We start from the raw sequence: 26589 nt of genomic DNA, 5'->3' as shown, positions 1-26589 counted from the left end.
GGTACACTTTTTCAACGCTGGCATTGGGACGCATCATGGTGATGGGCTCCTGATGGAAATCGGGAGCACAGCATCAGCCGTCAGCTATCCGCTTGGAATGTGGAGTTCATGGAGCGGATACTCATCACCCGCATACCCTGCATTGTCGATTAATCTTACGAATCGCTTAAGGAGGTCTGTGCGATGCAATAGAATGCAAAAGCCTATTACCTGCACGCACTCTTCATATTCGTGTGGCCAGTCGTCTATCGAGAGTGGTGATATGCCAGGGGATTTTTCAGACTCTGCCAGCTTTTCCTGTCTGATTTCATACTGGTCAATTAGGTCTTCAAGGAGTGGGATGAGAGCGGATATCTCTTCTCCTACGGTATATGCAGCCGTCAGCTTGCGAAGTGCTAAGCGTTGAAAAAATCTTGCGCGAATCGTCGCTTCGCCTTCGGGCGAGTCTGATTGGAAAGTGTTTGTCTTGGAGAACTCAATTGCTTCGTGATGTCCTCTCAAGAAATTTTTATAATGATTCTCGCTGTAAAATTTCTGTCTTTTAATCATGTTTTATGCCTCCAGCTTAAGTGAATCTAACGAGCCATATTTTTTGGCTAAATATTTTTTTATGTTTGTTCACGAAAGCTTTGACTTCGTGCTCGGCATAAAGGCGAATTAAGGGGGCGGATTTATTTGGCTAAGCAATGGGCGATTGTTCGCCCATTCGATTGTTGATTGGCTGAAACAGGGTCAAGCTGTCACACCCATCATTCTTCACCTGACCAATACCAAATAGTATCTCCCCATTTTGATTCACTGCAGCTTGGCATGATTTCACCTTGTTGGAAGTGGCGTCTTGAGTTGACTTGCGCTGGGGTAAACCAATAACCCGTTTTGCTGCAGGGCTCGCCAGCAACAATACGATTGATCTGGGAACCAATATCACCCTTATAGTTTCTAGCGTATTCGACCAATGCTTTTGGATAAACCATATGATCGATTTTGCTGTCGTCTATGTCGTATAGAAAGGCAATCGCGCCAGCCTCAAAGGCCAATAGCCGACGTAGGTTCCGCCCTCTCCCTGAAGGTGGGTGTCGTGCCACGGAGCCTGCTTGAACGCTGGATACCATTGTTGGCAATATTTTTAGTAATTTTGACGCTTCTTCTTTAGTGTCGCTATAAACCGCTTGAATGAGTGGTGTATACACGTCGTGATACCACTGATCGACATCATGCCGGTGAGGCAATACTTTCTTCAGTAAGTCTTCGTAAAGTGTGTCGTCACCCGCATAACCCGCTTCATCTATAAGCTTTACGAAGCGTGGAAGCAGGTCGGTGCGGTGCAATAGGACACACAAGCTGATCACTTGGACGGCTTTCTTCGTATTGATTTGGCCAGTCATCTATTGCAAGGGGCGAGATATTTTGGGCGCCTTGATACTCTGCTAGGGCTTTCTGACGAATTTCGTACTTTTCAATCAACTCTTCAAGCAGGGGGATAAGTGACTCTATGTTCTCCCCGGCAGTATAAGTCGCGAGCAGCTTGTCTAGAGACAGAGTCTGGAAGTATTTTGCGCGTTGAGAGGCTTCTTCTAACGCAGAGTCGGATTTAAATTTATTTATTTTAAAAAACTCTATGAGTTCATCATATTCTCTAAGGAAATTTTCGTAGTGTTTTTCACTAAAGAATTTTTGTCGTTTGTTCATAGATATCAGCAAAGGGGGAGGTTGTTCTGTGAAGTAGTGGCTTTCACCATGATTCAATGGGCGGTTGTCCGCCCATCTGACTAATGACTGGATGAGGCCCGGTCAATCTGTCTCGCTTATCATTATTCTCCCGACCAATACCAAATAGTATCGCCCCAAAGGGAGTCACTGAACCCTGGCATTATAACGCCTTGATTAAAGTGACGACGAGACTCTGCTTTTGCCGGTGTAAACCAATAGCCAGTCTTGCTGCATGGTTGTCCTGCATCTACACGAGCAACCTGGGATCCATTGGTCGGCTGGTAATTTCTGGCGTATTCGACCAAGTCCTTTGGATACACCATATGATCAATTTTGCTGTCGTCTATACCGTACAAAAATGCGATTGCCCCCGCTTCTATAGCCCAATAGCCTACATAGTTACCTTCCTCTCCTTGAAGATGAGTATCGTGCCAAGGAGCTTGTTTGAAGGCTGGATACCATTGTTGGCAATATTTTTTGAGTAGCTTTGAAGCCTCTTCTTTACTATCGATGTAGACAGCTTGGATGAGTGGCGTATACACGTCGTGATACCACCGGTCGACATCGTGCCGATGAGGAAGGACTTTCTTCAGTAAGTCTTCATAAAGAGTGTCGTCACCGGCATAGCCGGCTTCATCTATGAGCTTGACGAAGCGCGGTAGCAGGTCAGTCCGGTGCAATAGGATGCACAGGCCGATAACTTGAACAGCTTCTTCGTATTGATCAGGCCAGTCATCCAATGCCAGCGGCGACATTTTTGGTGAGTTCTCATACTCAGCTAGAGTTTTCTGACGAGCTTCGTACTTATCAATCAGGTCCTCAAGCAGAGGAATAAGAGATTCTATGTTCTCCCCTGCGGTATAGCTGGCAAGAAGTCTATCGAGAGCTAAAGTCTGGAAAAATGCTGAGCGAAGAGAAGCTTCTTCTTCGACAGAGTCAGATTTGAATTTGTTGGTTTTGAAAAATTCTATGACTTCATCATGTTCTCTAAGGAAATTTTCGTAGTGTTTTTCACTAAAGAATTTCTGTCGTTTGTTCATAGAATTCATGCCTCAATCTTAAGTGTGTCCAAAGCGCCATATTTTTTGGCTAGGGACTTTTTGCGTTTGTTTACAAATCCTTTAACCTCGGATTCATTGTAATGAAAGGCTTTGTGCGCTTGATGTTCGCCTTCATTAGAATTTTTTAGCCTTGCCTCTGCGTGCTCTTTAGGGCTTGAGCTTGGATGGTAAAGGGGAGAATAAAAAAGGTGCCGACTGTAGGAGGCCTCTATCTGTCCGAGAAGAGCACGGCCAGAGACTGCTTTACCAAGGTTTCTAAGTATCCATTGGGTACTCATTTGGACTAGAACTTGCTTGTTTTTGGTGGGAGTGGCTTCTGAAGTTGTATTGGCTTTTGGCTTTGCTCTGCCAGTCCTTGCAGGACGTGGCTTTTTGCTTGCAGCGACATTTTGCTCGTCTTCTATAGGCTCAAGTAGCTCGCTGGGATCACCCAATCCTGATACGCCTAGCCTTGAGCCGATTCCAGGTTTTCGCGTGTTATTCGGTTTACGCATGAATTTTGGCGCATCCTCGTCCCGGCTTGCCTTAGCCTCAACAATGGCAAATTTCTCGCCTCCATTGTTGGCAGGGTTGGCTCGCCAAACGGCATCTATCCCTGTTCCATTAGCGCCATCAGACAGTTTGTAGAGAACGTGCTTTGCCTTCGGACTTCCCCCCGCCGAAAGTTTCCCCGTCTTACTCGCACTCGGCACCCCCTCAAGCCACCTCCCATCCGCCCCTTTATCATGCCCATCCCAATCCTTACCCCAACCAAACTCCACCGCACAAATGTAATCGGCAATGTGCTCCCCACTAACCCCCAGCCCTTCATTCAAAATACTGGAAGGGGCCTGAAGACCTACTTTGGAGGCTTCAACCTGGTTGGAATGGGTGCCGCTCGCACCATCTGTTCCCTTTGCCGCAACAGCCGAATCTTTGCTTGCAGGTTTTTCCACTCTTTTCGGGTGACTTGACCCGGAGGAGGCCGCCGAACTATTACGCTGCATGCCTTTCCATTTAACCAGCCGCTTCTCGACAATCCCCACCATGGCAGGCATGTTGTCGCGGGAGGCGGCGAGGACGGTGACGACCGACGTTTTTGCCCAGTTTGGAAGGCTCTGGAAAGTCGACGAGCCTTTTACGCCGGTGATGATCTCGTCGAGTTCACCGCGCAGTTTGCCTGCATCGAATATTTGCTTGAGCAGTTCTTCGGGGCTGGTTTTGATCCCGCACTCTTGCAGTACGAAGCGAAGTAGGTCGAACAGTACAGGGGCGTAGCGTTGCGGGTCTTTGTTGACGATGCGCAGGCTCTTCTTCAGCCCGTCGCCCGGTCCTGGAACCCAGCCGATGACGGCCATCAGCAGGTCAAATTGCGCGTCTTCCTTTCCGTCCGTCGACTCTGCGTTGTAGAGGACGATTGAGGATTCGATGGTGTCGTAGGCGTCGATGGCCTGGCCAAGAAACGGCACTGCGCCGAGCGCGATGCCTTTTGCCAGTTCTACCGCGGCCTCTTGGTAAGCGGCGCTGCGGTCTTCGTCACCTTCGTTTGCACTCTCAACTACTTCGTCACTCATGACAGCCTCCCTGCGGCTTTCTCCACTAATGCTTGTAAATCAACCTGGTCCGGGTCCAGGCCGAGCTTGCGTAAATCTGCGTTAACCTTTTCGTCCGAGTTCTGCACAATCGCTACGCTTTCACGGTTGTACGGCCTCGGATCCTCGCCGTAATACACCTTGGCCGGTCCTTTCGGGACATCCTCCAACCGGGCAAAGCCGTCATCGTCCAGAACACCCTCACGGGTCGAGCCGTCCGCAAAGTCAACGCGGTAGGAGGCGCCCGGCACGGGCTCAAGGTTGTCGTAATGCAGGTTCAATTCCAGCCAGGTCGGATTGGACTTGGCTTCTTTCATCAGGCGACCGGCGATGTCGGCAGCGGCGAGGCCTGGAATCAGCGGGGCGAGGATGCCGATGCCGGTGCCGGAACCTGGCCCACCCCCGGAGTTGACCTTGACGTTGGCGCCACTGATCGTCACGCCCCCCGCATCCACTTTCACAAAGCTCCCGCCAGCCTTGGCCGTCAGCTCCATGCCTCCCTCAACCACAACCTTTTGCCCGGCGTTGTAGTGAATCTCCTGACCGGCCTCGACAAACTGCGCCGTCCCCACCTTCACATGTTGAGTCACGCCAACGGTGAGGTGATCATCCGCCCGGGTTTCAGTCTTGCGGTCGAGGTGGGTGATGCGATGTTCTTCAACCTTGAACTCGCTTAAAACATTGGCCTCGACCGTGTCGTGTCGCTCGTTGCCGACGCGAATCTTCTGGTCATGCTCAATGTTTTCATCCCAATCCCGCTGGGCATGCAGGTAGATCTGTTCTGCGCCTTTCTTGTCTTCAATCCGAAACTCGTTGTAACCGTTGCCGCCCGGTGAGCTGAGCGTCTTGAAGGTGCTGCGGGTCTTGTTCGCCGGCAGGTCGTACGGGACGACGTTTTCCTTGTGGTACAGGCAGCCTGTGATCAGTGGTTGGTCGGGGTCGCCTTCCATAAACGACACCAGCACTTCCATGCCGATGCGCGGGATGGCGATGCCGCCGTAGGCGCTGCCGGCCCAGCCAGTGGCGACGCGCAGCCAGCAGCTGGTGTTGTCGTCGGCCTGGCCTTCGCGGTCCCAGTGGAACTGAACTTTGACGCGACCGTATTGGTCGGTGTGGATTTCTTCGCCCTTGGGGCCGGTGACGATGGCGGTCTGACTGCCAAGGACTTTGGGTTTCCGGTGTTCGAGGGCAGGGCGGAAGTGCGCGTCCCACGGGGTGGCGAGGAAGCGGTTGCGGTAGCCCTGGTGGAAATCGTCTTTGTTCTGGGTGACGTCGCTGGTGACGTTTGCGCCGAGCACTTGCGGCTGTTTGCCTTCGTGCACCACTTCCAACAGTAGCCAGAGGTCGTTCCACTCGGCGCGCGGGTGTTCGCTCAGGGCCATGAAGTGGCCGCTGACCAGGGTTGGCTCGTCACCTTTGCCTTCGGCAAGTTTGTAGTCGCTGCGGTGGCGTTCCAGGGCGCGGGTTGCCAGTTGCTTGCCGCGTTCGCGGTCGGTGAAACGGCTGGGGTAGTCGTAGTCTTCCAGGTCCGGGGCGAACGCGCTTTTGGCGGAGCCCTCGGGCAGGATGCGCGGTTTCTCGAAGTCGTAATCGCGGCGGCTGACGCGGGTGGTGCGGGTTTCCAGACGCAGGTTGAAGCGCTTGATCACCGGTTTCTCGGCGGCCATGCCGGAGTCTTGCTGATAGGCCACGGGCGCGAGTTTGCGGAATACCGTCTGATCGTCGCCGAACACCAGTTTGTGGCCGCTGGACGAGTGCTGGAAGTGGAAGTGAATGCCTTCTTCTTCGCACAGACGCTGGATGAAATGCAGGTCGGATTCGTCGTACTGCACGCAGTAATCGCGTTCCGGGTAGATCGCGCCGAGCTGGAAGCTGTAGGCATCGGCCAGAATGCCGCGCGCTTCGAGGACCTCAGCGATAATCTTCGGCACACTTAAATGCTGGAAAATCTGCTGGTCATGGTTGTGGCGCAGGTAGGCGAGTTGCGGCACCAGGCTGATGCTGTAACGGGTCAGGCTTTTGCCGGAATCGCCTTGCTCGATGCGGTACACCAGACCGTGGATGATGCCTTTGCCGGTGGCGCCGAAGGTCAGGCAGCCGGGCTTGTGCAGCAACTCTTCGAGTTTCAGGTCGGGGCGGGCGCTGACCAGTTCGATGTCGAAGCAGAACGGCTGGTTGAGGGTTTCGCGACCGACGAAGCTGAGTACCTGAAGGTCAACGGAAACGCCTTCCAGCGTCAGGGAAATATGGGTTGCGTTCGCGTCCAGCATGCCTTTAATTCCGTCCTTTGAATAAGCTGGGGCGGATGGTGCAGGATTAAAGCGACTCGTTCAAGGCAACGGGCAGTCATTTACCGACTAATGTCGTCTGAAGTCGGTAACAGCCTATGCCGTCATTGCCGCTGACCCCCGATTGATGGCGGTGTAAGTGATACCGCCTTCGCGAGCAAGCCCGCTCCCACATTGGATCGCGATCGAATGTGGGAGCGGGCTTGCTCGCGAAGAGGCCCTCAAACTCAGCGAAGATCCAACTCCTGGCGATATGGCAAATCGGGCCCGGTCTTGCTGCAGGTCAGCGCCGCGGCTTGCACCGCAAATTTCAGCATCCCGTCGATCTGCTCGCGGCTGAGCGATTGCACGCCCTCAACCGAATCCAGCTGCTGCTCCGTCAGCCAGGTAATCAACGCCGCCTGGAACGTATCGCCAGCGCCCACGGTGTCGGCGATTTTCACTGAGCTCGCCGGCACAGACCAGGAGCCATGCAGACGGCTGAACACCGTCGCACCCTCACCACCACGGGTCAGAAACACCAACTGACAGCGATGCTGCAGCCAGCCTTCAATTACCCGTTGCGGATCCTGCTCGGGATACAACAGGCTCAAATCTTCATCGCTGACTTTGATCAGGTCAGCCAGCTCAACCAAGGTCGCAATCCGCGAACGCCACAGGTCGATATTCGGCTCAGGATTGAGCCGCACGTTGGGATCAAGGCTGATCAAGCGCTTACCGCTTTCCCGTTGCACCAATGCCAACAGTGTGTCGGCAATCGGTTGCACCACCAGCGAAAACGAACCGATGTGCAGGCCGCGTACCTCAGGGCCCAGTACCGGAAGATGCTCGGTTTTCAGCTGACGATCCGCGCAGCCTTCACCCCGGAAGCTGTAATGCGGCGAACCATTGGCACCGACGGCCACCATCGCCAGGGTCGTAGGCGCAGCGAAATCCACCAGGTAATCCGGGCGCACGCCTTCATCCTGCAGGACCTGCTGCAAGCGTCGACCGAGGTAGTCGGTGGACAGGCCGGCAAACAGCGCCGCGTCCACGCCCAAACGGCGCAAACCCACCGCGACATTGAACGGCGAGCCGCCGGCAATCGCCTTGAAATTCACTTTTGAAGCCAGGCCGCTGGCATCGTCTTCACTGAAGAAATCGAACAGCGCTTCGCCACACACCAGGTACATAGTTATTCACTCTTTAAAGGGTTGCGACATGCTGTTGATAGCGTTCGTAGGCCTGCTGACAGGCTGCCACATTGTCTGCCATCGGCAAGGTTTCGCTGGCTGGATCGAGCTTCACGCAACGCTCGCAAAGGTCCGCCAGACTGTCTTCATGCCCGTTTGCCCAGGACTTGCACCACGCGGCCTGAATCGCGGCGCCAAGGGCCGCGGCTTCGCTTTGTTCGGTGCAGATGACTGGGGTGTTCATGATGTCAGCGACGATCTGCCGCCACACCGGGCTTTTCGAGCCGCCGCCGATCAGGCAGATGCTGCGGCTTTGTAAGCCATTCTGGCGCAGCAGGTCCAGTCCATAACGCAAACCGAAGGTCGTGCCTTCGACCACCGCGCGGCACAGGTTGGCCTGAGTCAGGTTGGTCATCGTCAACCCCAGCAAGCTGCCGGTGGCATGGGGCAGGGCGGGGACGCGCTCGCCGTTGAGGAACGGCAGCATGCACACGCCTTCGGCACCGATGGGTGCTTGCGCGACGAGGGCATTGAACTGTTCGATATCCAGCTCGAACAACTCCCGAATCACACCGGTCGCGTTGGTCAGGTTCATGGTGCAGATCAGCGGCAGCCAGCCACCGCTGGAGGAGCAGAACGTTGCGACTGAAGCGTCCGCACTGACCTTCGGTTGATCCGCATAGGCGTATATCGTCCCCGAAGAACCGAGGCTCATGGTGATAGCGCCGGGCTTGATGTTGCCGGTGCCGATGGCGCCCATCATGTTGTCGCCACCGCCGCTGGATACCAGCGCCTGCGGGTTGATGCCCAGGTGTTCGGCGATGCTCGGCAGGATCGTGCCGACCGCTTGATGAGCGTCGATCAGCTCCGGCAGCGCGGCTTGCAGTCGCCCGGTGGGATCGATGTCACGCAGCAGCTGCAAATCCCACTGGCGGGTGCGCACGTTGAAATAGCCGGTGCCCGAGGCGTCGCCGTACTCGCTGCAACTGCGGCCGGTGAGCCAATAGTTGAGGTAGTCATGGGGAAGCAGGATGCGGGCGATGCGAGCGAAAATCTGCGGGTGTTGTTCTTTGCTCCAGAGCAGTTTGGAGACGGTGTAGCCCGGCGCGATCACAACGCCGAGGCGTTCCAGCGAGCCTTTTTCGCCACCCAGATGGGTCAGCAGACGGTCGTTTTCCGGGGTGGATTCGGTGTCACACCAGAGTTTGGCCGGACGCAGCACCTGGCCCTGATCGTCGAGCAGCACCAACCCATGTTGCTGGCCGGAAACGCCGATGCCGAGGATGTCCTGGCCGTCGACCTTTGCCGCGAGCAATGCACGGCGGGTGGCAAGCGCGAAGGCTTCCAGCCATTGTGAGGTGTCTTGCTCGCGGTGGCCATTGGCGCCACTGATCAGGCTGTGCGCTGCAGCGCCCTGGCCCAGCACCTGACCGCTGACGGCGTCGAGGATGATGGCTTTGGTGCCTTGGGTGCCGCAGTCGATTCCGAGGAATAGTTGTTGGTTTGCCATGGGATGTCCTTGGTGTGTCAGGTCGATCTCGTTGAAACCTTTCGCGAGCAAGCCCGCTCCCACACTTGATCTGAGGTGGCCACAAATGTTGTATACGCCAGCTATCTAATGTGGGAGCGGGCTTGCTCGCGAAGACGGCAGCAGGTTCACCGCCGTACTTACGCCAGTACCCGCTCCAACGTTTTTGTCACCCCAACATCCCGCAAGCTGTTACAGCACCACTCAAACGCCGCCACGAACTCCGGTGAATGCGGAATCGCGGCACCAAAAATTTCCTCAACCTCCAGCAACCGCTGGGTGATCAACGCATCATCGGTCACCAGTGCCTGGCAGAACGCCGCCCGTGGATCCGGAATGGAGTACGTATCGCCATTCTCGTCCACACCTTTCAAGTACAACGCCCAGGCCGCCACCACCAACGCTGCACGTTTGGTCTCTCGTCCATCAGCAATCAATCGATTGATCGTCGGCACCGTGAACTTCGGAAACTTCGACGAACCGTCCGAACACACGCGCTCCAGCTGATCGGCAATCGCCTGGTTGGAGAAGCGCGCCTCCAGGGTGTTTTTGTACTCGGTCAGGTCAATCCCCGGCACGGGTGAGAGTTGCGGGGTCACGTCCAGGTCCATGTAGGCACGCATGTAGCGCACGAACAGCGGGTCGTTCATGGTTTCGTGAACGAAGCGGTAACCCTTCAAAAAACCCAGATAAGTGAGTGCGAGGTGACTGCCGTTGAGCAGTTTGATTTTCATCTCTTCGTAGGGCGTGACGTCGTCGGTGAACTGGACGCCGACCTTTTCCCAGGCCGGACGACCGTTGACGAACTTGTCTTCCAGTACCCATTGCACGAAGGGTTCACAGACCACCGGCCAGGCGTCGTCGATAGCGTGTTTATCGTGCAGTTGCAGCTTGTGTTCGGTGCTGGTCATCGGCGTGATGCGATCGACCATCGCGTTGGGGAAACTCACGTTGGTGGCGATCCAGTCCCCTAGCTCGGCATCGCCCAGGGCGGCGAACGCCAGTAACGCTTTGCGGGTGACCGCGCCGTTGTGCGGCAGGTTATCGCAGGACATCAAGGTGAATGCCGGCGTGCCGGCTGCGCGACGTTTGGCCAGCGCGGCGCAGAGAAAACCGAACACGGTTTTCGGTGCGTTCGGGTGTGCCAGGTCGTGCTGGATTTGCGGCAGCTGGGCCATGAACTCGCCGTTGCTGTCGTCGATGCAATAGCCGCCTTCGGTAATGGTCAGCGAAACGATACGGATCTCGGGGCTGGCGAGTTTGTCGATCAGCGCTGCCGCGCCATCTTCGGCCAAAAGCATGTCGCGAATCGCGCCGATGACCCTAACTTCGGTGTCGTCGGTATCACCCAGTTCAAACAACGTGAACAGATAGTCCTGTTCCTTTAAGTCGTCCCGGGCGCGGCGGTCTTCGGCGCGCAGGCCGACGCCGCAAATGGCCCAGTCCAGGGCTTCGCCGGTATTCATCAACGCATCGGTGTAATACGCCTGATGCGCCCGGTGGAAACCGCCGACGCCGATGTGCGCGATGCCTTGGCGGGTGTCGCTCAGGGCGTAGGCGGGCAGGACCACCTCGGGGGCGAGGCGGTTGAGGTTCTGTTTATTGAGTTTCATCACATGCTCTCTAAAATCAGGCCGCAGCGCGCAACGGGCGGGTCAGCGCCACACCGTCGGCATCGAATAAATGGCAGTGCTCGGCGTCCAGGTGCAGGCTCAGCGACTCGCCATAACGGCTGGCCAGGTCGCCGCGAACGCGCATGGTCAGCGCTTCACCGGACGAGGTCACCACGTGGCAGAAGGTGTCGCTGCCCAGGCGTTCACTGACGTCGGCGGTGACCTGCAAGGTGCAGTCGCCGGTTCGCGCGAGGTTCAGGTGTTCCGGACGAATGCCCAGGGTGACCGCGCCACCGACACTCAGGTTGGCGCCGCTCAGCGGCAACGTGATGCGGGTGCCGGCGTCCAGCAGCACTTCGCAGCTCTGGCGCTCAATGCGGGTGACTTTGCCCTTGAGGAAACCCATTTTCGGCGTGCCAAGGAATCCGGCGACAAACAGATTGGCCGGTTGGTGATACAGGTCCAGGGGCGAGCCGACTTGTTCGACTTTTCCGCCATTGAGTACGACAACCTTGTCGGCCATGGTCATGGCTTCGACCTGGTCGTGGGTCACGTAGATCATCGTGGCTTGCAGTTCTTTGTGCAGGCGCAGCAGTTCCAGGCGCATCTGTACGCGCAGGGCGGCGTCGAGGTTGGACAGCGGTTCGTCGAACAGGAAAATTTTCGGGTTGCGCACGATGGCCCGGCCGATGGCCACGCGCTGACGCTGGCCGCCGGACAACTGTTTCGGCTTGCGTTCGAGCATCGGCCCGAGTTCGAGGATGCGTGCCGCTTCGCCGACTTTCTTCTCGACTTCGGCTTTCGGTACGCCAGCCAGGTCGAGGGCAAACGACATGTTTTTGCGCACGCTCATGTGGGGGTACAGGGCGTAGGTCTGGAACACCATCGCCAGGTCGCGCTTGGCCGGGCTGACTTCGGTGATGTCGCGGCCATCGAGTTCGATGGTGCCGCCGCTGACTTCTTCCAGGCCGGCGATCAGGCGCAGCAGGGTGGATTTGCCGCAGCCCGACGGCCCGACGAACACCACGAACTCGCGGTCGTTCACTTCCAGGTCGATGCCTTTGATGATGGAAAAGCCTTCGAAGCCTTTTTGCAGATTCTTGATTTTCAGGTTGGCCATGGTGGTGGGCCTCCGCTTGTTGTTTTTTAAGATCAAAAGATCGCAGCCTTCGGCAGCACCTACACGGAACGTCCGGCCGATGCGGTGCCCCTGTAGGAGCTGCCGCAGGCTGCGATCTTTTGCTTTTGATTCATTTCACGGCGCCGAACGACAGGCCGCGGACCAATTGTTTCTGGCTGATCCAGCCGAAGATCAGGATCGGCGCGCAGGCCAGCGTCGACACCGCCGACAACTTGGCCCAGAACAGACCTTCGGGACTGGAGTACGAGGCGATCAATGCGGTCAGCGGCGCGGCTTTCGACGAGGTCAGGTTCAAGGACCAGAACGCCTCGTTCCAGCACAGGATCAGCGACAACAGCACCGTGGACGCCAGGCCACCCTTGGCGATCGGCAGCAGCACCCGGACCATTTCCTGCCACAACGTGGCACCGTCCAGGCGCGCGGCTTCGAGGATGTCCTTGGGGATGTCCTTGAAGTAGGTGTAAATCATCCAGACCACGATCGGCAGGTTGATCAGCGTGTAGATCACGATCAGCGCGATGCGCGTATCGAGCAGGCCGAAACTCTTGGCCAGCAAGTAGATCGGCATCAGCACGCCCACCGGTGGCAGCATCTTGGTGGAGAGCATCCACAGCAGCGTGCCTTTGGTGCGTTTGGTTTCGTAGAACGCCATCGAGTAGGCCGCCGGCACCGCGATCAGCAGGCACAGAGCTGTGGCGCTGAAGGAAATCACCACCGAGTTCCAGGCGAAGCTGAAGTAATCGCTGCGCTCGTTGATGTGCAGGTAGTTCGCAAGCGTCGGCGTGAAGATGAACTGCGGCGGCGTGGCGAACGCATCGATTTCGGTTTTGAAACTGGTCATCACCATCCAGAAGATCGGGAAGAAGATCAGGATCGCGATGGCCCAGGCCAGGGTGCCGAGCAGCAGGCTTTGCAGGCGGCGGGATTGTTGAAGGGTCATGGCGCAGGCCTCAGGCTTTGTCTGTCAGGTTTTTGCCGATCATCCGCACCAGCACGATGGCTGCGATGTTGGCGATCACCACCGCGATCAAGCCACCGGCGGACGCCATGCCGACGTCGAACTGCACCAGCGCCTGGTTGTAGATCAGGTAGGCGAGGTTGGTCGAGGCGTAGCCGGGGCCGCCGTTGGTGGTGGTGAAGATTTCGGCGAACACCGAGAGCAGGAAGATGGTTTCGATCATCACCACCACCGCAATCGGGCGTGCCAGGTGCGGCAGGGTCAGGTGCCAGAAGATAGCGATCGGCCCGGCACCGTCGAGGCGCGCGGCTTCTTTCTGCTCCTGGTCGAGGGACTGCATGGCGGTCATCAGGATCAGGATCGCGAACGGCAGCCATTGCCAGGACACAATGATGATGATCGACAGCAGCGGGTAATGCGCCAGCCAGTCCACCGGCTGCGCGCCGAACAGCTTCCAGACGTAGGCGAGGATCCCCGACACCGGGTGGAAAATCAGGTTCTTCCAGATCAGCGCACCGACGGTGGGCATGATGAAAAATGGCGAGATCAGCATCACCCGTACGATGCCGCGACCGAGAAACTCACTGGCCTCCAGCAGCGCACTGATCAACACGCCGAACACCACGCTGATCAGCAGCACGCTGCCGACCAGCAACAAGGTGTTGGTGGCGCCGGGCAGGAAACCGGAGTCACTGAGGAAGTAGCTGAAGTTCTCCAGTCCGACGAACTCGTTCTCACCGGGGTAGAGCAGGTTGTAACGGATCAGCGAAAAGTAAACGGTCATGCCCAGCGGCACGATCATCCACAGCAGCAACAAGGCCACCGAGGGGCTGACCAGGAACCAGCCGGGGTTGGCCAACCGGCTTTTACGCACCGGTTGGGGAATGTCCATGTGAGCTTTGGCAGTTGAAATATTCATGGCGATAGAACCGACTCATGCAGACCTATGAAGATCCTGTGGGAGCGACGGTGCGGCGATCCGACTTGCTCGCGATGGCGGTGGATCAGTCACCCACAATGTTGAATGGGAGGCCGTCATCGCGAGCAAGCTCGCTCCCACAGAAGGCGATAGCAGCGGGGTTACTTGGGGTAACCGGCGCGCTTCATTTCACGTTCTGTGGTTGACTGGGCAGCGGTCAGGGCCTGGTCGACCGTGGTCTGGCCGATCAGTGCCGCCGAGAACAGCTTGCCGACCTGGGTGCCCACGGCCTGGAATTCAGGAATGGTCACCAACTGGATGCCGATATACGGCACGGGCTTGAGGGTCGGTTTGCTCGGGTCCGCGGCTTTCAGCGACTCGAGGGTCACCTTGGCGAACGGCGCGGCCTTCATGTACTCATCGCTGTACGTCGAAGCGCGGGTACCTGGCGGTACATTGGCAATGCCGTCTTTCTCGGCAACCAACGCTCCATATTCTTTGGAAGTGGCCCAGGCGCTGAAGGTTTTCGCGGCGTCCTTGGCCTTGGAACTGGTCGGAATCGCCAGCGCCCAGGAATACAACCAAGCCGAGCCCTTGTCGGTGGTCTCGTGCGGTGCGTAGGTGAAACCGACGTGGTCGCTGACCTTGCTTTGGGTCTTGTCGGTGACGAAGGAACCGGCGACGCTGGCATCGACCCAGATCGCGCACTTGCCACTGTTAAACAGCGCGAGGTTTTCGTTGAAACCGTTGCTCGATGCACCCGGTGGACCGGAGTTCTTCATGGTGTCGACGTAGAAGTTCAGCGCGTTTTTCCACTCGGGGCCGGTGAATTCCGGCTTCCACTGCTCATCGAACCAGCGCGCACCATAGGCATTGGCGACGGTGGTGATCAGCGCCATGTTCTCGCCCCAACCGGCCTTGCCGCGCAGGCAAATGCCGTACTGTTCTTTATCCTTATTGGTGAGCTTGCTGGCGAATTCACTGATCTGGGTCCAGGTCGGATGCTCGGGCATGGTCAGCCCGGCTTCCTTGAACAGATCGGTGCGGTAATAGGTGATGGAGCTTTCAGCGTAGAAGGGCAAGGCATACAGCGAACCCTTGACCGACAGGCCTTCACGCACCGATGGAAACACATCGTCGAGGGCGTAGCTGGCCGGCAAATCCTTCATCGGCTCCAGCCAACCCTTGGCGCCCCAGAGTGCGGCTTCGTACATGCCAATGGTCAGTACATCGAACTGTCCGCCCTGAGTGGCGATGTCGGTGGTCAGGCGTTGGCGCAGGACATTTTCTTCCAGCACCACCCAATTGAGCTTGATGTCCGGGTGCTCGGCCTCGAAGGTTTTCGAGAGTTTTTGCATGCGGATCATGTCGCTGTTGTTGACGGTGGCGATGGTCAGGGTCTGGGCGCCGAGGCTGACGCTGCTGAGGGTCATGCAGGTGAGGGCAAGCAGAGCTTTTACAGAAGGTTGCATCGTGCACTCCTTTTCTGCACCCGGCGGGTTACAGAAGGACAGTTATTGTTTTTGTGTCTTCCGACGGCAGGAAGAATGTGCACTGATTACAGCCTTCAATTGATGACGTGACAAATCATCCATCGCACTTGAGTCGATACTATTTTGCACTTGGGTTTGGAAGGAGAGGTGCAGGGAACGGCTTTTTAGCGGTTAGACCCTATGGATTCCGTACAGGTTTTCGGGCCCCAAGATCAAAAAATCGCAGGCTCCGCCAGCTCCTACATTGGAATGCGATCCCCTGTAGGAGCTGGCGAAGCCTGCGATCTTTTGATCTTTCTTTACCCGAGATTTTGCTCAGTCAACCGCTGCACCGCCAACCGCCGGTAATGGGACGGCGTCATGCCCTTGAGTTGCTGAAAGCGCCGATTGAAGTTGGAAATATTGTTGAAGCCCGATTCGAAACACACATCGGTTACCGGTTTGTCACCGTCGGCCAACAGCTCACAGGATTTGCTGATGCGCAGTCGATTGACGAATTCGATGAAACAACGGCCGGTGGCTTGCTTGAACACTCGACTGAAATAAGTCGGCTTCATGCCCAAATGCTCGGCGACTTCCTCCAGCGGCAGTTCACGGGCGTAATGCGCGAAGATGTAATCCACCGCCCGGTTGGTGCGATCAATATTGTGCTCGTCGGCCAATTGCGGTGTCGTGGCCCCGGACAGCAGCTGATAGTCGTCAGAGGTCGCCAGCAACTCCAGCAGAATGAAAAAGTGCCCGAGGCGCGTAACGCCTTTGGTGTCGGCGATGCGCTGCATCAAAGTCATGGCCTGGCGGATAGTGCGCTTGCAGCGAAACTCGATGCCGTACTGGGCGCGCTCCAACAGCGGCGCCAGCGTCTTGAGCTCGGCAAACACCAAGTGGCCGCTGTCGAACAACTCGTCCGTGAAATTGACCAGCATGTCGCGCTTGGGCACAACTTCGTCTTCGGCCACCTGGCTAATCCAGTTGTGGGGCAGGTTGGGGCCGGTGAGAAACAGCGATTCCGGATAGAAGTTACCGATGTAGTCACCGATGAACACTTTGCCGGAGCTGGCGACGATCAGGTGCAGTTCGTATTCCTTGTGAAAATGCCAGCGCACCAACGGGCAGGGAAAACCGTGCTGACGATAGATGATGGACAACCCGTTATGGTCGTCCATCAGTTCGTAGGAGGGGTCTGTCACGCGGGCTGTTCGGGTCATGTCAGGACGCTTTTCTTGTTATCGCTATCGGATCATGCCTCTTTTGGCGCCTGCTGTGCCAGCCTGCTATGGCTTTCGCTTAGGCCGGCGCGTGCAACCTGTCTCCGTAAACCGCTTTCATGCTGGTGGCGCTCCAGCAGTAGCGGACAATATCCGCCTCGTCAAAAAAATCGGTGCTGATGATGCTGCAACGGGTGACCCAGTCGCGGGTGGTGTGGAACCAGTCGTTGATTTGGTTTTTGATGTGCTGCGGGCCACCCAACAGCGAATAGCACGTCGCCGGCAAAGACCAGAGAAATCTCTCGTAAGGCGCCCCCACAAGGGTGGTCTGGATATGCGATTGCAGATCGATGGTGTCGGTGAATACCTTGCCGTTCCACTTGTGAGGTATTTGCGGCCAGAAATAATCACTGTCGAGTCCGGGTTTCGCCTGTGCTGCCATGACAATGCGGCGCTGCGAACTGGCGCGCTTGAGCTGTTCCACTGTACTGCGCGCGTCCGAAGGACGGATCAAGCGCGAGCCCAGGCGGCGCATCAGTAGATCATTGAGTTGTTGGTAGTCGAAAAGCTTCGCCGCATCCCCTAACTGGTGGAAGTCGAGGACGATGAATTCGTTCGGGTTTCGGTCGAGGAATGTCGTCACCGCGTCGATCAGTTCATCAAGAATGCGGTGGGATTGATAGCCGTTGTGATGGAAGTAGAACACCGGTACTACCGGGCCGGCGGTACAGCCAAGCCGGATATCGAACGCCCGTGCGCCGTTGGCCAGTTGCCAGGCAAATGAGTCGTTCTGGCACGTTGTCCAGTTGCCGACCACCACCTCATAGTTGGGCGCTTTTTTGTCCATGCCAGCGTTGTGCGTGCCGGGCCAGACAATATCAGTCAGCTTCAACTGGCCGATATCCAGTACGTTGCTCATCCATCGCTGTTTGTCGAGTGTGGTTGCTGTATTGCGGGTCATGACAGTTCCTTGTCGTTGATTCGCCCCATCCATGGGGAGAAGAAGTTCATGTGTCGGATGTGGCTGGGTGCTACATCCGTATCACTCGCCTGAGACAAAAGGCTTCATGACCCAGCATAGAGGTGCGTGGCAGTATTGCCAGCGGTGGAAACACTTACACAAGAATAGCTATTTGATGGCGCGAAAATTGTTAATTTCGCTTGCTCGCTTTGGTCAGGTTTACAGTTCGGCAATAAGAGACAATGTTGGACTCTTCAATAAAGTCGACATTGATGATGTTGCACTTTAACGCCCAGTCATTTTTCTTCGGGTCGAACCAGGAGTTAAGCTCATCATGAATGTCCACGGGGCCGCCGAGAGCGCTGTAACTGGTGGTGGAAAGCGACCATGGTGCCCATGTGCCTGGCGGGTATTTCAGCACATTAATAATGTGCTTTTCCAAATCCGCGGTGCTGGTAATACCGCTGCCAGACCATTTGTGCTTGATCTGCTCATGAAATACATTTCGATCAAGAGCACTGTGCCATGGGGTCGCGACCAGTATCCTTTGGCGTGGACTGATTTGCTTGAGTCTATTAAGGCTCAGGCCCTGGTTTTGGGCAGGAATCATTCGATCGCCGATAAACCTCAATATCATGTCGTTGAAGTATTTGAAGTCAAATGGTTGCTTGCCGTCCTTAAGTTGGTGAAAATCCAGAATGACAAATTCATCAGGGTTTTCCAAAAGGAATTTATTTAGATCGGTTACCAGGTTTCCCAACGTGCGGTTAGAACGGTAACTGTCATGTAAAAATATGAATTTTCCTAACCCTGGGGCAGTGGCGTCATAAATCAAACGGGCATCAAGTGCTCGGGACCCATGACACAGTTGGTTGTAGAACGATTCATGCTGACAGGCCACCCAGTGGGCGGGAGGGCCGAAAAACGGCCAGGACGCTTTCCAGTCGCAGCCAGCATTATGAGTGCCAGGCAGAGTCAGTTCGCAGAGCGATAAAGTGTCAATGGCCGGCGTGGCGGACATCCAGTTATTATTGGCGTAGTTGCTCATTTAATGCATCCTTGCATTTATTTATAAGAAGGGTTGATGGTGCCGAACTTAACTAAGTTTGGCTGGGTGTTTATAAGGAGGATGTTGGGCTCGGTCAATAACAGCGGTAATGCAAAATGTTTGTTGTTGGTGTGAGTTCTATAACGGATTTCGATTCTTCGCTTCAATCCATTGCGCCATGTATTGCGTACTTTTATGGTGGTGATGACGCAACATGCTTCCCGTAAAGTTGTCGCTTCTAAGTTGTGCCAAGTATTGTTGGCAATACAACAACTTTTCGATCAGCGCCGGACCATGTTCCGATTGTCGATAACGATCGGCCAACAATGTCTTCCCTTGGGATTGGGCGTCCGTCCACAGAGCCTCGTCCTTGTACAGCTGAACCGCGCTATCGGCGAACGCCTGTGCTGTACGGGTCACAGCCCCCGGCCAGAGATGTTCGCCATGCATTGCTTCTGCGCCGATTGGCGTTGTGATCGTGGGCGTGCCACACAACATGGCGTCGACAATCTTGCCTTTGATACCAGCACCAAAGCGTAGGGGCGCAAGACAGATACGCGCGCCAGACATGACTTCTAACGCATCTTCTGCCCAGTTCATTACATGAAAACCCTGGCTTGCGTTGTGCAGCGCAGTCGCCTTGGGGGGCGTGTAAGCACCGTATATGTGCAACTGAGCGGCGGGCAGTTGCGCGCGGATCAGCGGCCAGATAGTGGTTTTCATCCAGAGCACCGCATCCCAGTTGGGCGCATGACGGAAGTTGCCGATGCTGAGAAAGTGCGCGCGGTCTTCAAACGAAACCGGGGGCGCGCTCGGTAGATCAACCATCAGCGGACACCAGTGCAGCAAGTGGCGCGGCAGCTTGAATTGCTCGACCAGCAACTCGATCTCTACTTCGGAAACCATCAGACTCAAGTCGCAACGATAAATCGCTGCGATTTCCCGTTTGGCCAGATCGGTCTGGGCCATGAGCTCAAACTCTTCACGTAATGCCGGCGCGAACAGTTGATTGAAATCATTGGCGTCGTCGCTGGCCTTCAAGCGCTCCTTGAGGCGTTGATGGCGGGCATCTCGCAGGCTTTGCAGGTCGGAGGTCTCAAGCACGCGCAAGGCATCGGGGCAGTGCTTCTCAACTCGCCAGCCGAACTGTTCTTCCATCATGAACCGATCGAACAGAACGATATCCGGGGCCAGTTCGCTGATGAACGTGTCGAAACTGCTGTTGTTCAATTCGATCGGGACTTCGCGAATGCCCAGCACCGTCAGGTCTGCCCGGTGTTCACCGGTGCCGGCCGGGCTACTGAACGTAATGTCCCAGCCTTGCTGCAAGAAGGTCTCGAGAATTTGCATCATGTGCCCACCGGCCGCTGAAGAGCGGGGCTCGGGCCAGACGTAACCAATGACTAGGACTTTGGTTGCGTGGGGCTGAGTCATGAACAGTGATCCTTTGCAGCAAGCGAGGGGGCAAAAAAGGGCGCAATTAAACCACAGTACAGTAGTGGTCGCATGCGCCCGGCTTCAGTAACTCGGTATGTCTGAAACTCAGAGAATGTTGATTTTTACCAGTGTCTGCCCACTGATGTATCCATGGTTGGCATTTTTGAGTGCCGCTTTCATGGTCGCTATATTCTGCTGATACGCTTGCTTGTTGGTCTTTAATTGGCTTAGCAGCGATGTCGTTAATGCAAACGAGTCGGCATTTTTAAACGCCATGCCGCGGTTGTAGTTGGTATTTGGAAAACTCGGCAGGCCCATGGATATCTTGCCGTTGGCGAGATTCAGGAGTGGACTTACGTCCAATTGCTGAGAGCCGCGTTGAAATATTCCGCTGTGTTCGGCGTAGGTGAAATCTTTGGTTTTCGGCGCGCCGTGGAAAATTTCATGAACGAAAGTATCGGCAGTGAAGCCTGGGTTGAAATGATCCCTGTGATAAGCATCGTTGAAGTTGTTGCTGTAGACCCGGATGAATTCGTGATTGGCATTTTGCGCCTTGTTGCCGGTCTTCCAATCGTTGTAGAGCCCCCAATGCAGCTCGGCTATTGCGTCGCTTTCTTTACTGCTGTCGAGGATGAAGTTGCCGGGTTTGATATTTGAAAGATCCTCTTTGACTGCAATCAGGTAGTCGCGGTAAGTACTTCGGGCTGCGGAAGAGTCATTCGCAAGCAGAAGGTCAAGAACCGCATTCGATTCTTGAATCAGCGTGGGGTCATTCAATACGTTGATGGCATCGTCTACTTTTTTGCTGGCGAGTGGTAAACCTTCTTTGATCACTGTACGAGCGTAGCTTTTAGGCATGACTTTATGCCAGTGTGGGGTGGGCAGTTTAAGTTTGAAATCAAAACCCTTCAGTTTGGCTCCCCAAGGCTGGCCAAATCGGTTCAGAGCGTACCATTCGTCGTTCTGGCGTATACCCCAGACCCGGAAAAGGTCTTTCGAAGAATCCACGGGGCGCCAGGTTCCAAGACGAATGATGTCTGAATCGACGGTTCTGGCCAATTGCTCGAATTGAGTCTGCCCCCTCAAACGGCGAAGATCGGAAATGGCGTTTTCCAAGGCCGCAATACTCCCGTTAAAACCTTTGCGCAACAGTTTCGCGCCACCTTTAAGCAAATCCGTAACGCCATCCAGCGGATTTAGCAAGCTGCTCACCAGGCCCAGGCCAGTCTTGGCCATGGCGCTGGCTTTCGTTGCAAGGGTCATGCTTCTGGCGGCAAGACTGGCTACCTTAGCGATGACCCCGACCACCAACAGAAGTGTCATCGCAGCTTCCAGGGTGCAGGCAACTACTCCTTGGAACTGTCGATCCTGATCGTCTGAGCTGATGTCTTCGATGCATGATTTGAACGGTACGACAATATTGAGAAACGTGTTTAACCCTTCTTCGCGTTCTGCGCGCAATGCCTCCAGCCGGGTTTGCCCCCAACATTCTTTTACCAACTCCTCGTAGGTTGCGATTGGCCGGTGCTTGAGCACGAAGTTCACGAGCGGGTCGAATTCATTTGAATAGAAACTTTGGTAATAGCCTTTGCTTTCAGTATTCGAAGGCAGGCGTGTCGCTGATAGTTCACCGATCTTTTCAATGACGCCACGACTGGTATTGACAAGGCCAGGTGTGACTCCATGGGTGTAGCACTCGATGTCCGTGGGCAGTTGATGCACCGGTGCCGGATGGGAGTAGTTTTTTTCACTACCGCGAGGGCTTGTATGTAACAGGTTCTCCCTTTCGATCAGCTCGGCCAGTTCAATGTTTTCACGGCAGACTCCGTGCAAGGTGAACAGCTCATAACAACTCAGTCGTCCTTCGAAGTAGGTGCACATCACCACGCCGTAACGACCGGTGGCCCGCTCTTTGTCTTTCTGACTCTCCATGGGATCCTTCGGCGTGATGACGTCAAGGAGTGATGAGAATGGAATCATGGGGGGGTAGTTGATTGGACGAGGAGTGGCGACTGAAGGCCGTACAGAGAATATCGTCACTTGCCCGCGCAGCAGCCGCGCCCGATCAGGAAGCGGCAAGGATGAAAGGGCCAGTTTCAAATGCGTACTCATGGCCTGCGCCTGTGACACATAGTTTCGATTGAATTGACGGTAAAACTCTCCATCCGGAGAAATCAGATTGGGGAGCATCTTTGGAAACGCTTTATAAATACTCTCTCCATGCTTCAAGTCCCAATCACCTGTCTGCAGGTCGTTGGACATGTGCAGTTCTACAGGGGATATGAGAAACGGTTTGGCATAGGCGTCTTCCAGTGATCGATTGCTCTTTTGGTGAAGGACGTCATCTTCAAGATAGGTGCATCCCTTGGCGACTTGCTTGAGGATGTCCAGGGCGACGCTCTTGCGGGTCGGCAAGGGGCGAGACAACGTTTCAGCCGTTTCAGCAAAGGTTTTCGCATGGCGGGCGTAAGCGGCCACTGCCACTTCAAGCGAGTCCTTGGTCGACCGGTTCACTTCATTATGGGTGGCGATACCGTTGAGCAACGCCCAGTCGATCACTGGATCTACAGCAGCCAAGGCATTGAGTGTCTGTTGCGACTCGGTGACGGAGTCCGACTTCATCAGGTGTTGTATCTGCGCATGAGTCATTGAGCGCGACGATCCCGGTGAAATGATTTCCTGCACCTCGATGATCCGGCAGTAATCAACCCATTGTGGGGTGCCGATTAGCAGAGTAGGCGGCAAATCCTTGACCAGGAACTCCGGCGCGGTGCCGGCCAGCAATAAATGCGAGGCCAGTGCCGCGTTCTGTTCAGAGATCCGGTGGTTATTGATCAGATGTCTTTCGAACTCCGTTTGAACACTGGCGAAAGACTTCTCTATGTGTTGGGCCGCATAGAGATCGAAACCGGCAACTTGATTGCGCGGCTGTTGCTCCCCGACCATCGGATGGAGATCCAACAGTAGCGCAGTAAAAAGTATTTGCTGGAGAGACTCATCCGATAAGGGCTGATTATCTTGCGCACCATACCAATCCAGGTCCCGTACAATACCTTTTGCCCAGATTAGAGCAATGGAACTGGAAACAAGCTTTTGCAGGAAATACTCCGCATCAGACCGTTTGAAGTGAGTGGATCGTCCACCCAAAATAGTGCCTGACAGATATTCCAATAATGGCCGGCCCTTGATGTATTCCTTGATAAGTGCTCGAAGCCGACTGCGCTCTGCTGATGACATAGTAAGCGGATTGTTTTCCCCGGCCTTTATCATTTCCCAATAGTTGCCGAATGGCGGACTGACGGGCTGTGGCTGTTCCAGGAATGCAATCAGGTTCTGGGCGTCGATGACCGTCCGAGGGAGGAGGTAACGATGGAATCTCAACCATTGAGTCATGCTGACTTGGTCATCAAGGGTGACGACGCCACCGGTCAATTGCGCCATTTCAACCAATGCAACAAGATCATCGTCCAGATCCGGAGCCAGTTTGAATGCACTCTCGAAACTCAGGGTTCTGCCTGCGTAGTGTGCCTTGACCTTACCATCAGCGGTGATTTCAAACAGTGAATCTTCGGATAGCTGGAGTTTCATCAGAAGTTTTTTGAAAGAGGCTTTTTCGACCATCTTTCGCAACATGGCACTTGCGGGCTGGAGAGCTTCTTCTAACGATGAGCCAGACTCCAGGGAGATGGAAGCACCTTCCAGACTGACTTCCTTGGAGTGACTGTAGACTTGCGCGCGACGCTTTAATTTGCTGAGGAATTCCTGGCGTTCGATATTGTCTTTTTGACTGTTGTGATTTTGCGGTGGGATATACGTTGAAGGCCTTGATAACTGTCGTTGAAAGGTAATGTCTGTGTTTTTAATGGTCATGGTAAGTTCATTTGTTTTCTGGGCGATATGTTTGAGGCATCCTCTTTGAATGTTTGAATGCTGGCAAGCTGGCGTATGTAAGTGTGTGTTGCATTTGCCTGCCAATCATTAAGGCTTTAGTTGGCTGCTTTGTTGTTCGATTGCAAAGACCTCTTCGCCGTAACTGGCAAGAGGTCAGGTGACTTATCTCAGTTTTAAATAATGTTTTGACTTTATTCCGCAACTGATCAATGGAAAACGGCTTGCCGATCGCATGCAGCTCATCAGGCACGTCGATGCTTTCGGCACAATCAAGGAAACACGACAACCCCACAGAGCAAAAGGGTTGAGATTGTCGTGTCTTGATTTACTGACCCAGGGTGGCGGGTAGCGTTCTGCAAAACGTCTCGTCGGCGGGTGGTGCCTGATTCGGATACGTATCCGGAAGAACCTTGACCATCGTCGTCTCGACAACGCCGTCCGCGTACTCAGCTTCGAAGAACTCTGCGCTCCAACCCACCTTGGGAGCACGGAGAGTCGTCTGGACGTCCATTGAGGCCGGCAATTGTACTGCGGTGTAGCGCACGCCGCAGTTGTACCGGAAGTCCCGAGCCTGCGGGTTGCGGGCTGTCCACTGGGTCATCCTGATCGGTATTTCGGACAAGGTCAGGTGCAACTTGGTCGATGTGGCGTCAAGGCGTTGTTCCTGTGCCTTTAATCTCGGTGCGGTATTGCCGGTCTGCCGCCGCTTGATATAAGGAATCAGGTTCAACAAACGCCCGCACATCGTGGGCGGAATTGGGAATGACCCGAAGTGTATTGTCACCCGGCAGATCCGCAAGATACTGGCGTGAAGCATCTGGGATGAAAAAGTCATCGCCACTGGCGTTGACGATGTATTTCGGGATCTTCAAGCGGTCGGTGTAGCCGGACAGATTCCGATAGGTCATCGGATCTTCGATCTGCATCAGCTGCTTGAACGGCTCGGTCTTGCGTTGGGCTATCACGCCTTGCATGTAGTAGTCGATGTACGCCAGTGGCCAGTTACCGCCATAGGCGAGAAACGTCTGGTCGAACACTTTTTCCGTGTTCAAGACGTCAATAACAAACGGCACGATGCTATCGACGCGTGAGTCCGCAAGGGCGGACAGCCATACCGCCCAACCGCGTTTCGATGCGCCGGTGGCCAGGAAACTCCGCACCTGGCCTGGCTGCGTTTCCTTTTGCGCCAGGTCCATGGCCTTGACCAGCGCTTCCATCATCGGCACATGCAGCGACATAAAAGGCTGTTGTTTCGGACCCTGCATGAACAGCTTCCAGCTGTGGGCAACGCTGCCATCTTCTGTACGCGGCACGCCGTCATCGTTGTAGGTCAAATACTGGTTAGGGACATTACTGACAGCCACTACGATCAAACCGGTTTGGCGGGCAATGTTGAGCAGTGTTTGCTGCGAAAAGTTGTTGGGTGCTCCCGGAGACTCACCGGACAAAGGGTTGTTGACGCCGTCGTTGGCGACCAGCACGGCACGCGTACCCTTGACGTTGTCGGGAATGTACAGGTCGACTCCATGGGTCCAGTCTGCCGGGGCGACTTGACCGCCCTGGCCCCAGGACTGTGACGTCAACTCGAAGCGCCGGATGTTGACGCCGGGCTGTTGCTCTTGTCCCTTACTGATGTAGCGCAGCGGTTGCGTGGCTTCGGCTTTGCGATAGCAGCTCAATACTTCGCTGAACGCCTGTCCGCTCTGTTCAAAGCAGTGCTGGGGATTGTCGGAAGAGGCTGACTGGCAACCATATCCGGCGATGAGCATCAGCAATAATCCGCTGATTTTAAAATTACGTGCGTAGCGTTCGGTTCGACTCGGCATGGACTCGGTTCCTTATGAGTGGGATTACCGGTCCAATCAAACGCCAGGCGGGCGGCCTTTTCTACTGTCAAACTTGACAGGTCAGAGCCCAAAAACGCCGAAAAATGCAGCCTTACGTCGGTTTATGCAGAAAAGTGCTGGGGCCAGGATGCCCTGTCAACTGTCTCAGGCCAGCATGCCTTTGACCTTGTCGCGCAACTGATCAATGGAAAACGGTTTACCAATCACGTGCATACCTTCGGGCACATCAATGCTTTCGGCATAGCCACTGGCAAACAGGATCGGCAACTCAGGGCGCAGCATCCGGGCCTGGGTGGCCAATTCACGGCCGTCCATCACCGGCAAACCGACGTCTGTCATCATCAAATCGATGTACTGATCTTCATCGTTGAGGAATTCCAGCGCCTTTTCACTGCCATCGGCCTCAAGCACCTTGAACTCCAGCTCCTCCAGCACATCGACAATCAGCATGCGCACGATGTCATCGTCTTCGACTACAAGGATGATGGACGTGTTGGAGTACATAGTGGGGGGTTCTCAGGTTGAATTCGCGGTTGCCGGTCGATCGAAATCGCCGGGCTCTTGTTTGAGTAAGTGACGGAACCCGACAAGTTCCCAACGCCGTGGAAAAAAGAATAGCTGTACTCGTGCTGACAAGGATAACCGCTCCTTTGCGTTGGAGCAGTGGAATGTAGGATTTTGCGCGAAAACGCGTCAGAAAATTGGATCACTCCGCCGCTTTTGGGGCAAACTCCTTGGTTTTCAAC

General features: G+C 55.2%; 19 protein-coding genes and 2 pseudogenes. All 21 read right to left on the bottom strand.

From position 1 onward, the window contains the following. Nucleotides 1–84 precede the first annotated feature (84 nt). Complete coding sequence (locus tag E3W21_RS22865) at nucleotides 85–549, bottom strand: PoNe immunity protein domain-containing protein (RefSeq protein WP_134421951.1); 465 nt, start codon at nucleotides 547–549, stop codon at nucleotides 85–87. 200 nt (nucleotides 550–749) lie between these two features. Next, nucleotides 750–1689 (bottom strand): annotated as a pseudogene (locus tag E3W21_RS22860) (PoNe immunity protein domain-containing protein). A gap of 122 nt (nucleotides 1690–1811) precedes the next feature. Then, entirely contained in the window at nucleotides 1812–2750 is a 939-nt protein-coding gene (locus E3W21_RS22855; RefSeq protein ID WP_178084147.1) for a PoNe immunity protein domain-containing protein, read from the bottom strand. A gap of 5 nt (nucleotides 2751–2755) precedes the next feature. After that, nucleotides 2756–4324: a hypothetical protein gene (locus E3W21_RS22850; protein ID WP_134421949.1), complete on the bottom strand. Its 1569-nt coding sequence runs from the start codon at nucleotides 4322–4324 to the stop codon at nucleotides 2756–2758. Beyond that, a complete protein-coding gene (locus tag E3W21_RS22845) occupies nucleotides 4321–6612 on the bottom strand; it encodes a type VI secretion system tip protein VgrG (protein WP_134421948.1) in 2292 nt (763 codons plus the stop codon). The genes E3W21_RS22850 and E3W21_RS22845 overlap by 4 nt, the downstream gene beginning before the upstream one ends. Before the next feature lie 245 nt (nucleotides 6613–6857). After that, nucleotides 6858–7802: a carbohydrate kinase gene (locus E3W21_RS22840; RefSeq protein ID WP_134421947.1), complete on the bottom strand. Its 945-nt coding sequence runs from the start codon at nucleotides 7800–7802 to the stop codon at nucleotides 6858–6860. A gap of 13 nt (nucleotides 7803–7815) precedes the next feature. Further along, nucleotides 7816–9312: a xylulokinase gene (gene xylB / locus E3W21_RS22835; RefSeq protein ID WP_134421946.1), complete on the bottom strand. Its 1497-nt coding sequence runs from the start codon at nucleotides 9310–9312 to the stop codon at nucleotides 7816–7818. A 158-nt stretch (nucleotides 9313–9470) separates the two neighbouring features. Next, nucleotides 9471–10943: a mannitol dehydrogenase family protein gene (locus E3W21_RS22830; protein WP_134421945.1), complete on the bottom strand. Its 1473-nt coding sequence runs from the start codon at nucleotides 10941–10943 to the stop codon at nucleotides 9471–9473. A gap of 16 nt (nucleotides 10944–10959) precedes the next feature. Next, nucleotides 10960–12063, bottom strand: coding sequence for an ABC transporter ATP-binding protein (locus tag E3W21_RS22825; RefSeq protein WP_134421944.1), 1104 nt, complete (start codon nucleotides 12061–12063; stop codon nucleotides 10960–10962). Nucleotides 12064–12193: 130 nt separating this feature from the next. Then, the gene (locus tag E3W21_RS22820) at nucleotides 12194–13024 is read right to left on the bottom strand and encodes a carbohydrate ABC transporter permease (protein WP_129444285.1); all 831 of its coding nucleotides are present in this window, start codon (nucleotides 13022–13024) and stop codon (nucleotides 12194–12196) included. A gap of 10 nt (nucleotides 13025–13034) precedes the next feature. Then, entirely contained in the window at nucleotides 13035–13961 is a 927-nt protein-coding gene (locus E3W21_RS22815; RefSeq protein WP_046055095.1) for a carbohydrate ABC transporter permease, read from the bottom strand. Nucleotides 13962–14122: 161 nt separating this feature from the next. Continuing rightward, a complete protein-coding gene (locus E3W21_RS22810) occupies nucleotides 14123–15433 on the bottom strand; it encodes a sugar ABC transporter substrate-binding protein (protein WP_134421943.1) in 1311 nt (436 codons plus the stop codon). A gap of 320 nt (nucleotides 15434–15753) precedes the next feature. Then, a complete protein-coding gene (locus E3W21_RS22805; protein ID WP_129444280.1) occupies nucleotides 15754–16659 on the bottom strand; it encodes an AraC family transcriptional regulator in 906 nt (301 codons plus the stop codon). Between the two features lie 79 nt (nucleotides 16660–16738). Beyond that, nucleotides 16739–17620 carry a phospholipase gene (locus E3W21_RS22800; RefSeq protein WP_134421942.1) on the bottom strand — a complete coding sequence of 294 codons (882 nt, stop codon included), beginning with the start codon at nucleotides 17618–17620 and terminating at the stop codon, nucleotides 16739–16741. Nucleotides 17621–17810: 190 nt separating this feature from the next. After that, nucleotides 17811–18668, bottom strand: coding sequence for a phospholipase (locus tag E3W21_RS22795; protein WP_134421941.1), 858 nt, complete (start codon nucleotides 18666–18668; stop codon nucleotides 17811–17813). A gap of 138 nt (nucleotides 18669–18806) precedes the next feature. Beyond that, a complete protein-coding gene (locus tag E3W21_RS22790) occupies nucleotides 18807–20102 on the bottom strand; it encodes a glycosyltransferase (protein WP_134421940.1) in 1296 nt (431 codons plus the stop codon). A gap of 108 nt (nucleotides 20103–20210) precedes the next feature. Then, the gene (locus E3W21_RS22785; protein WP_134421939.1) at nucleotides 20211–23975 is read right to left on the bottom strand and encodes a hypothetical protein; all 3765 of its coding nucleotides are present in this window, start codon (nucleotides 23973–23975) and stop codon (nucleotides 20211–20213) included. Nucleotides 23976–24174: 199 nt separating this feature from the next. Further along, nucleotides 24175–24261: pseudogene (locus tag E3W21_RS31945) on the bottom strand (response regulator); the annotation flags it as partial. Between the two features lie 60 nt (nucleotides 24262–24321). Further along, entirely contained in the window at nucleotides 24322–24741 is a 420-nt protein-coding gene (locus E3W21_RS32435) for a PhoPQ-activated protein PqaA family protein (RefSeq protein WP_134421938.1), read from the bottom strand. Continuing rightward, on the bottom strand, nucleotides 24647–25822 hold the full coding sequence (locus E3W21_RS22770; RefSeq protein WP_134421937.1) for a PhoPQ-activated protein PqaA family protein: 1176 nt from the start codon (nucleotides 25820–25822) through the stop codon (nucleotides 24647–24649). Before E3W21_RS22770 ends, E3W21_RS32435 begins: the two co-directional genes overlap by 95 nt. Nucleotides 25823–25987: 165 nt before the next feature. After that, complete coding sequence (locus tag E3W21_RS22765; RefSeq protein ID WP_134421936.1) at nucleotides 25988–26347, bottom strand: response regulator; 360 nt, start codon at nucleotides 26345–26347, stop codon at nucleotides 25988–25990. Between the last annotated feature and the right edge of the window lie 242 nt (nucleotides 26348–26589).

Origin of the sequence: Pseudomonas sp. F01002, from assembly GCF_004402115.1 — a bacterium.
GTDB lineage: Bacteria > Pseudomonadota > Gammaproteobacteria > Pseudomonadales > Pseudomonadaceae > Aquipseudomonas > Aquipseudomonas frigoris.
Note: the sequence above shows the minus strand (reverse complement) of the source record. Positions and strands in the feature narration are given on the sequence as shown.

What these genes read in the sequence shown, in the direction of transcription:
- E3W21_RS22850 (WP_134421949.1), bottom strand. Translation starts at nt 4,324, where the DNA reads ATGAGTGACGAAGTAGTTGAGAGTGCAAACGAAGGTGACGAAGACCGC.
- E3W21_RS22820 (WP_129444285.1), bottom strand. Translation starts at nt 13,024, where the DNA reads ATGACCCTTCAACAATCCCGCCGCCTGCAAAGCCTGCTGCTCGGCACC.
- E3W21_RS22785 (WP_134421939.1), bottom strand. Translation starts at nt 23,975, where the DNA reads ATGACCATTAAAAACACAGACATTACCTTTCAACGACAGTTATCAAGG.
- E3W21_RS22825 (WP_134421944.1), bottom strand. Translation starts at nt 12,063, where the DNA reads ATGGCCAACCTGAAAATCAAGAATCTGCAAAAAGGCTTCGAAGGCTTT.
- E3W21_RS22830 (WP_134421945.1), bottom strand. Translation starts at nt 10,943, where the DNA reads ATGAAACTCAATAAACAGAACCTCAACCGCCTCGCCCCCGAGGTGGTC.
- E3W21_RS32435 (WP_134421938.1), bottom strand. Translation starts at nt 24,741, where the DNA reads ATGTGCGGGCGTTTGTTGAACCTGATTCCTTATATCAAGCGGCGGCAG.
- xylB (WP_134421946.1), bottom strand. Translation starts at nt 9,312, where the DNA reads ATGGCAAACCAACAACTATTCCTCGGAATCGACTGCGGCACCCAAGGC.
- E3W21_RS22765 (WP_134421936.1), bottom strand. Translation starts at nt 26,347, where the DNA reads ATGTACTCCAACACGTCCATCATCCTTGTAGTCGAAGACGATGACATC.
- E3W21_RS22770 (WP_134421937.1), bottom strand. Translation starts at nt 25,822, where the DNA reads ATGCCGAGTCGAACCGAACGCTACGCACGTAATTTTAAAATCAGCGGA.
- E3W21_RS22840 (WP_134421947.1), bottom strand. Translation starts at nt 7,802, where the DNA reads ATGTACCTGGTGTGTGGCGAAGCGCTGTTCGATTTCTTCAGTGAAGAC.
- E3W21_RS22855 (WP_178084147.1), bottom strand. Translation starts at nt 2,750, where the DNA reads ATGAACAAACGACAGAAATTCTTTAGTGAAAAACACTACGAAAATTTC.
- E3W21_RS22800 (WP_134421942.1), bottom strand. Translation starts at nt 17,620, where the DNA reads ATGACCCGCAATACAGCAACCACACTCGACAAACAGCGATGGATGAGC.
- E3W21_RS22805 (WP_129444280.1), bottom strand. Translation starts at nt 16,659, where the DNA reads ATGACCCGAACAGCCCGCGTGACAGACCCCTCCTACGAACTGATGGAC.
- E3W21_RS22795 (WP_134421941.1), bottom strand. Translation starts at nt 18,668, where the DNA reads ATGAGCAACTACGCCAATAATAACTGGATGTCCGCCACGCCGGCCATT.
- E3W21_RS22810 (WP_134421943.1), bottom strand. Translation starts at nt 15,433, where the DNA reads ATGCAACCTTCTGTAAAAGCTCTGCTTGCCCTCACCTGCATGACCCTC.
- E3W21_RS22790 (WP_134421940.1), bottom strand. Translation starts at nt 20,102, where the DNA reads ATGACTCAGCCCCACGCAACCAAAGTCCTAGTCATTGGTTACGTCTGG.
- E3W21_RS22865 (WP_134421951.1), bottom strand. Translation starts at nt 549, where the DNA reads ATGATTAAAAGACAGAAATTTTACAGCGAGAATCATTATAAAAATTTC.
- E3W21_RS22845 (WP_134421948.1), bottom strand. Translation starts at nt 6,612, where the DNA reads ATGCTGGACGCGAACGCAACCCATATTTCCCTGACGCTGGAAGGCGTT.
- E3W21_RS22815 (WP_046055095.1), bottom strand. Translation starts at nt 13,961, where the DNA reads ATGAATATTTCAACTGCCAAAGCTCACATGGACATTCCCCAACCGGTG.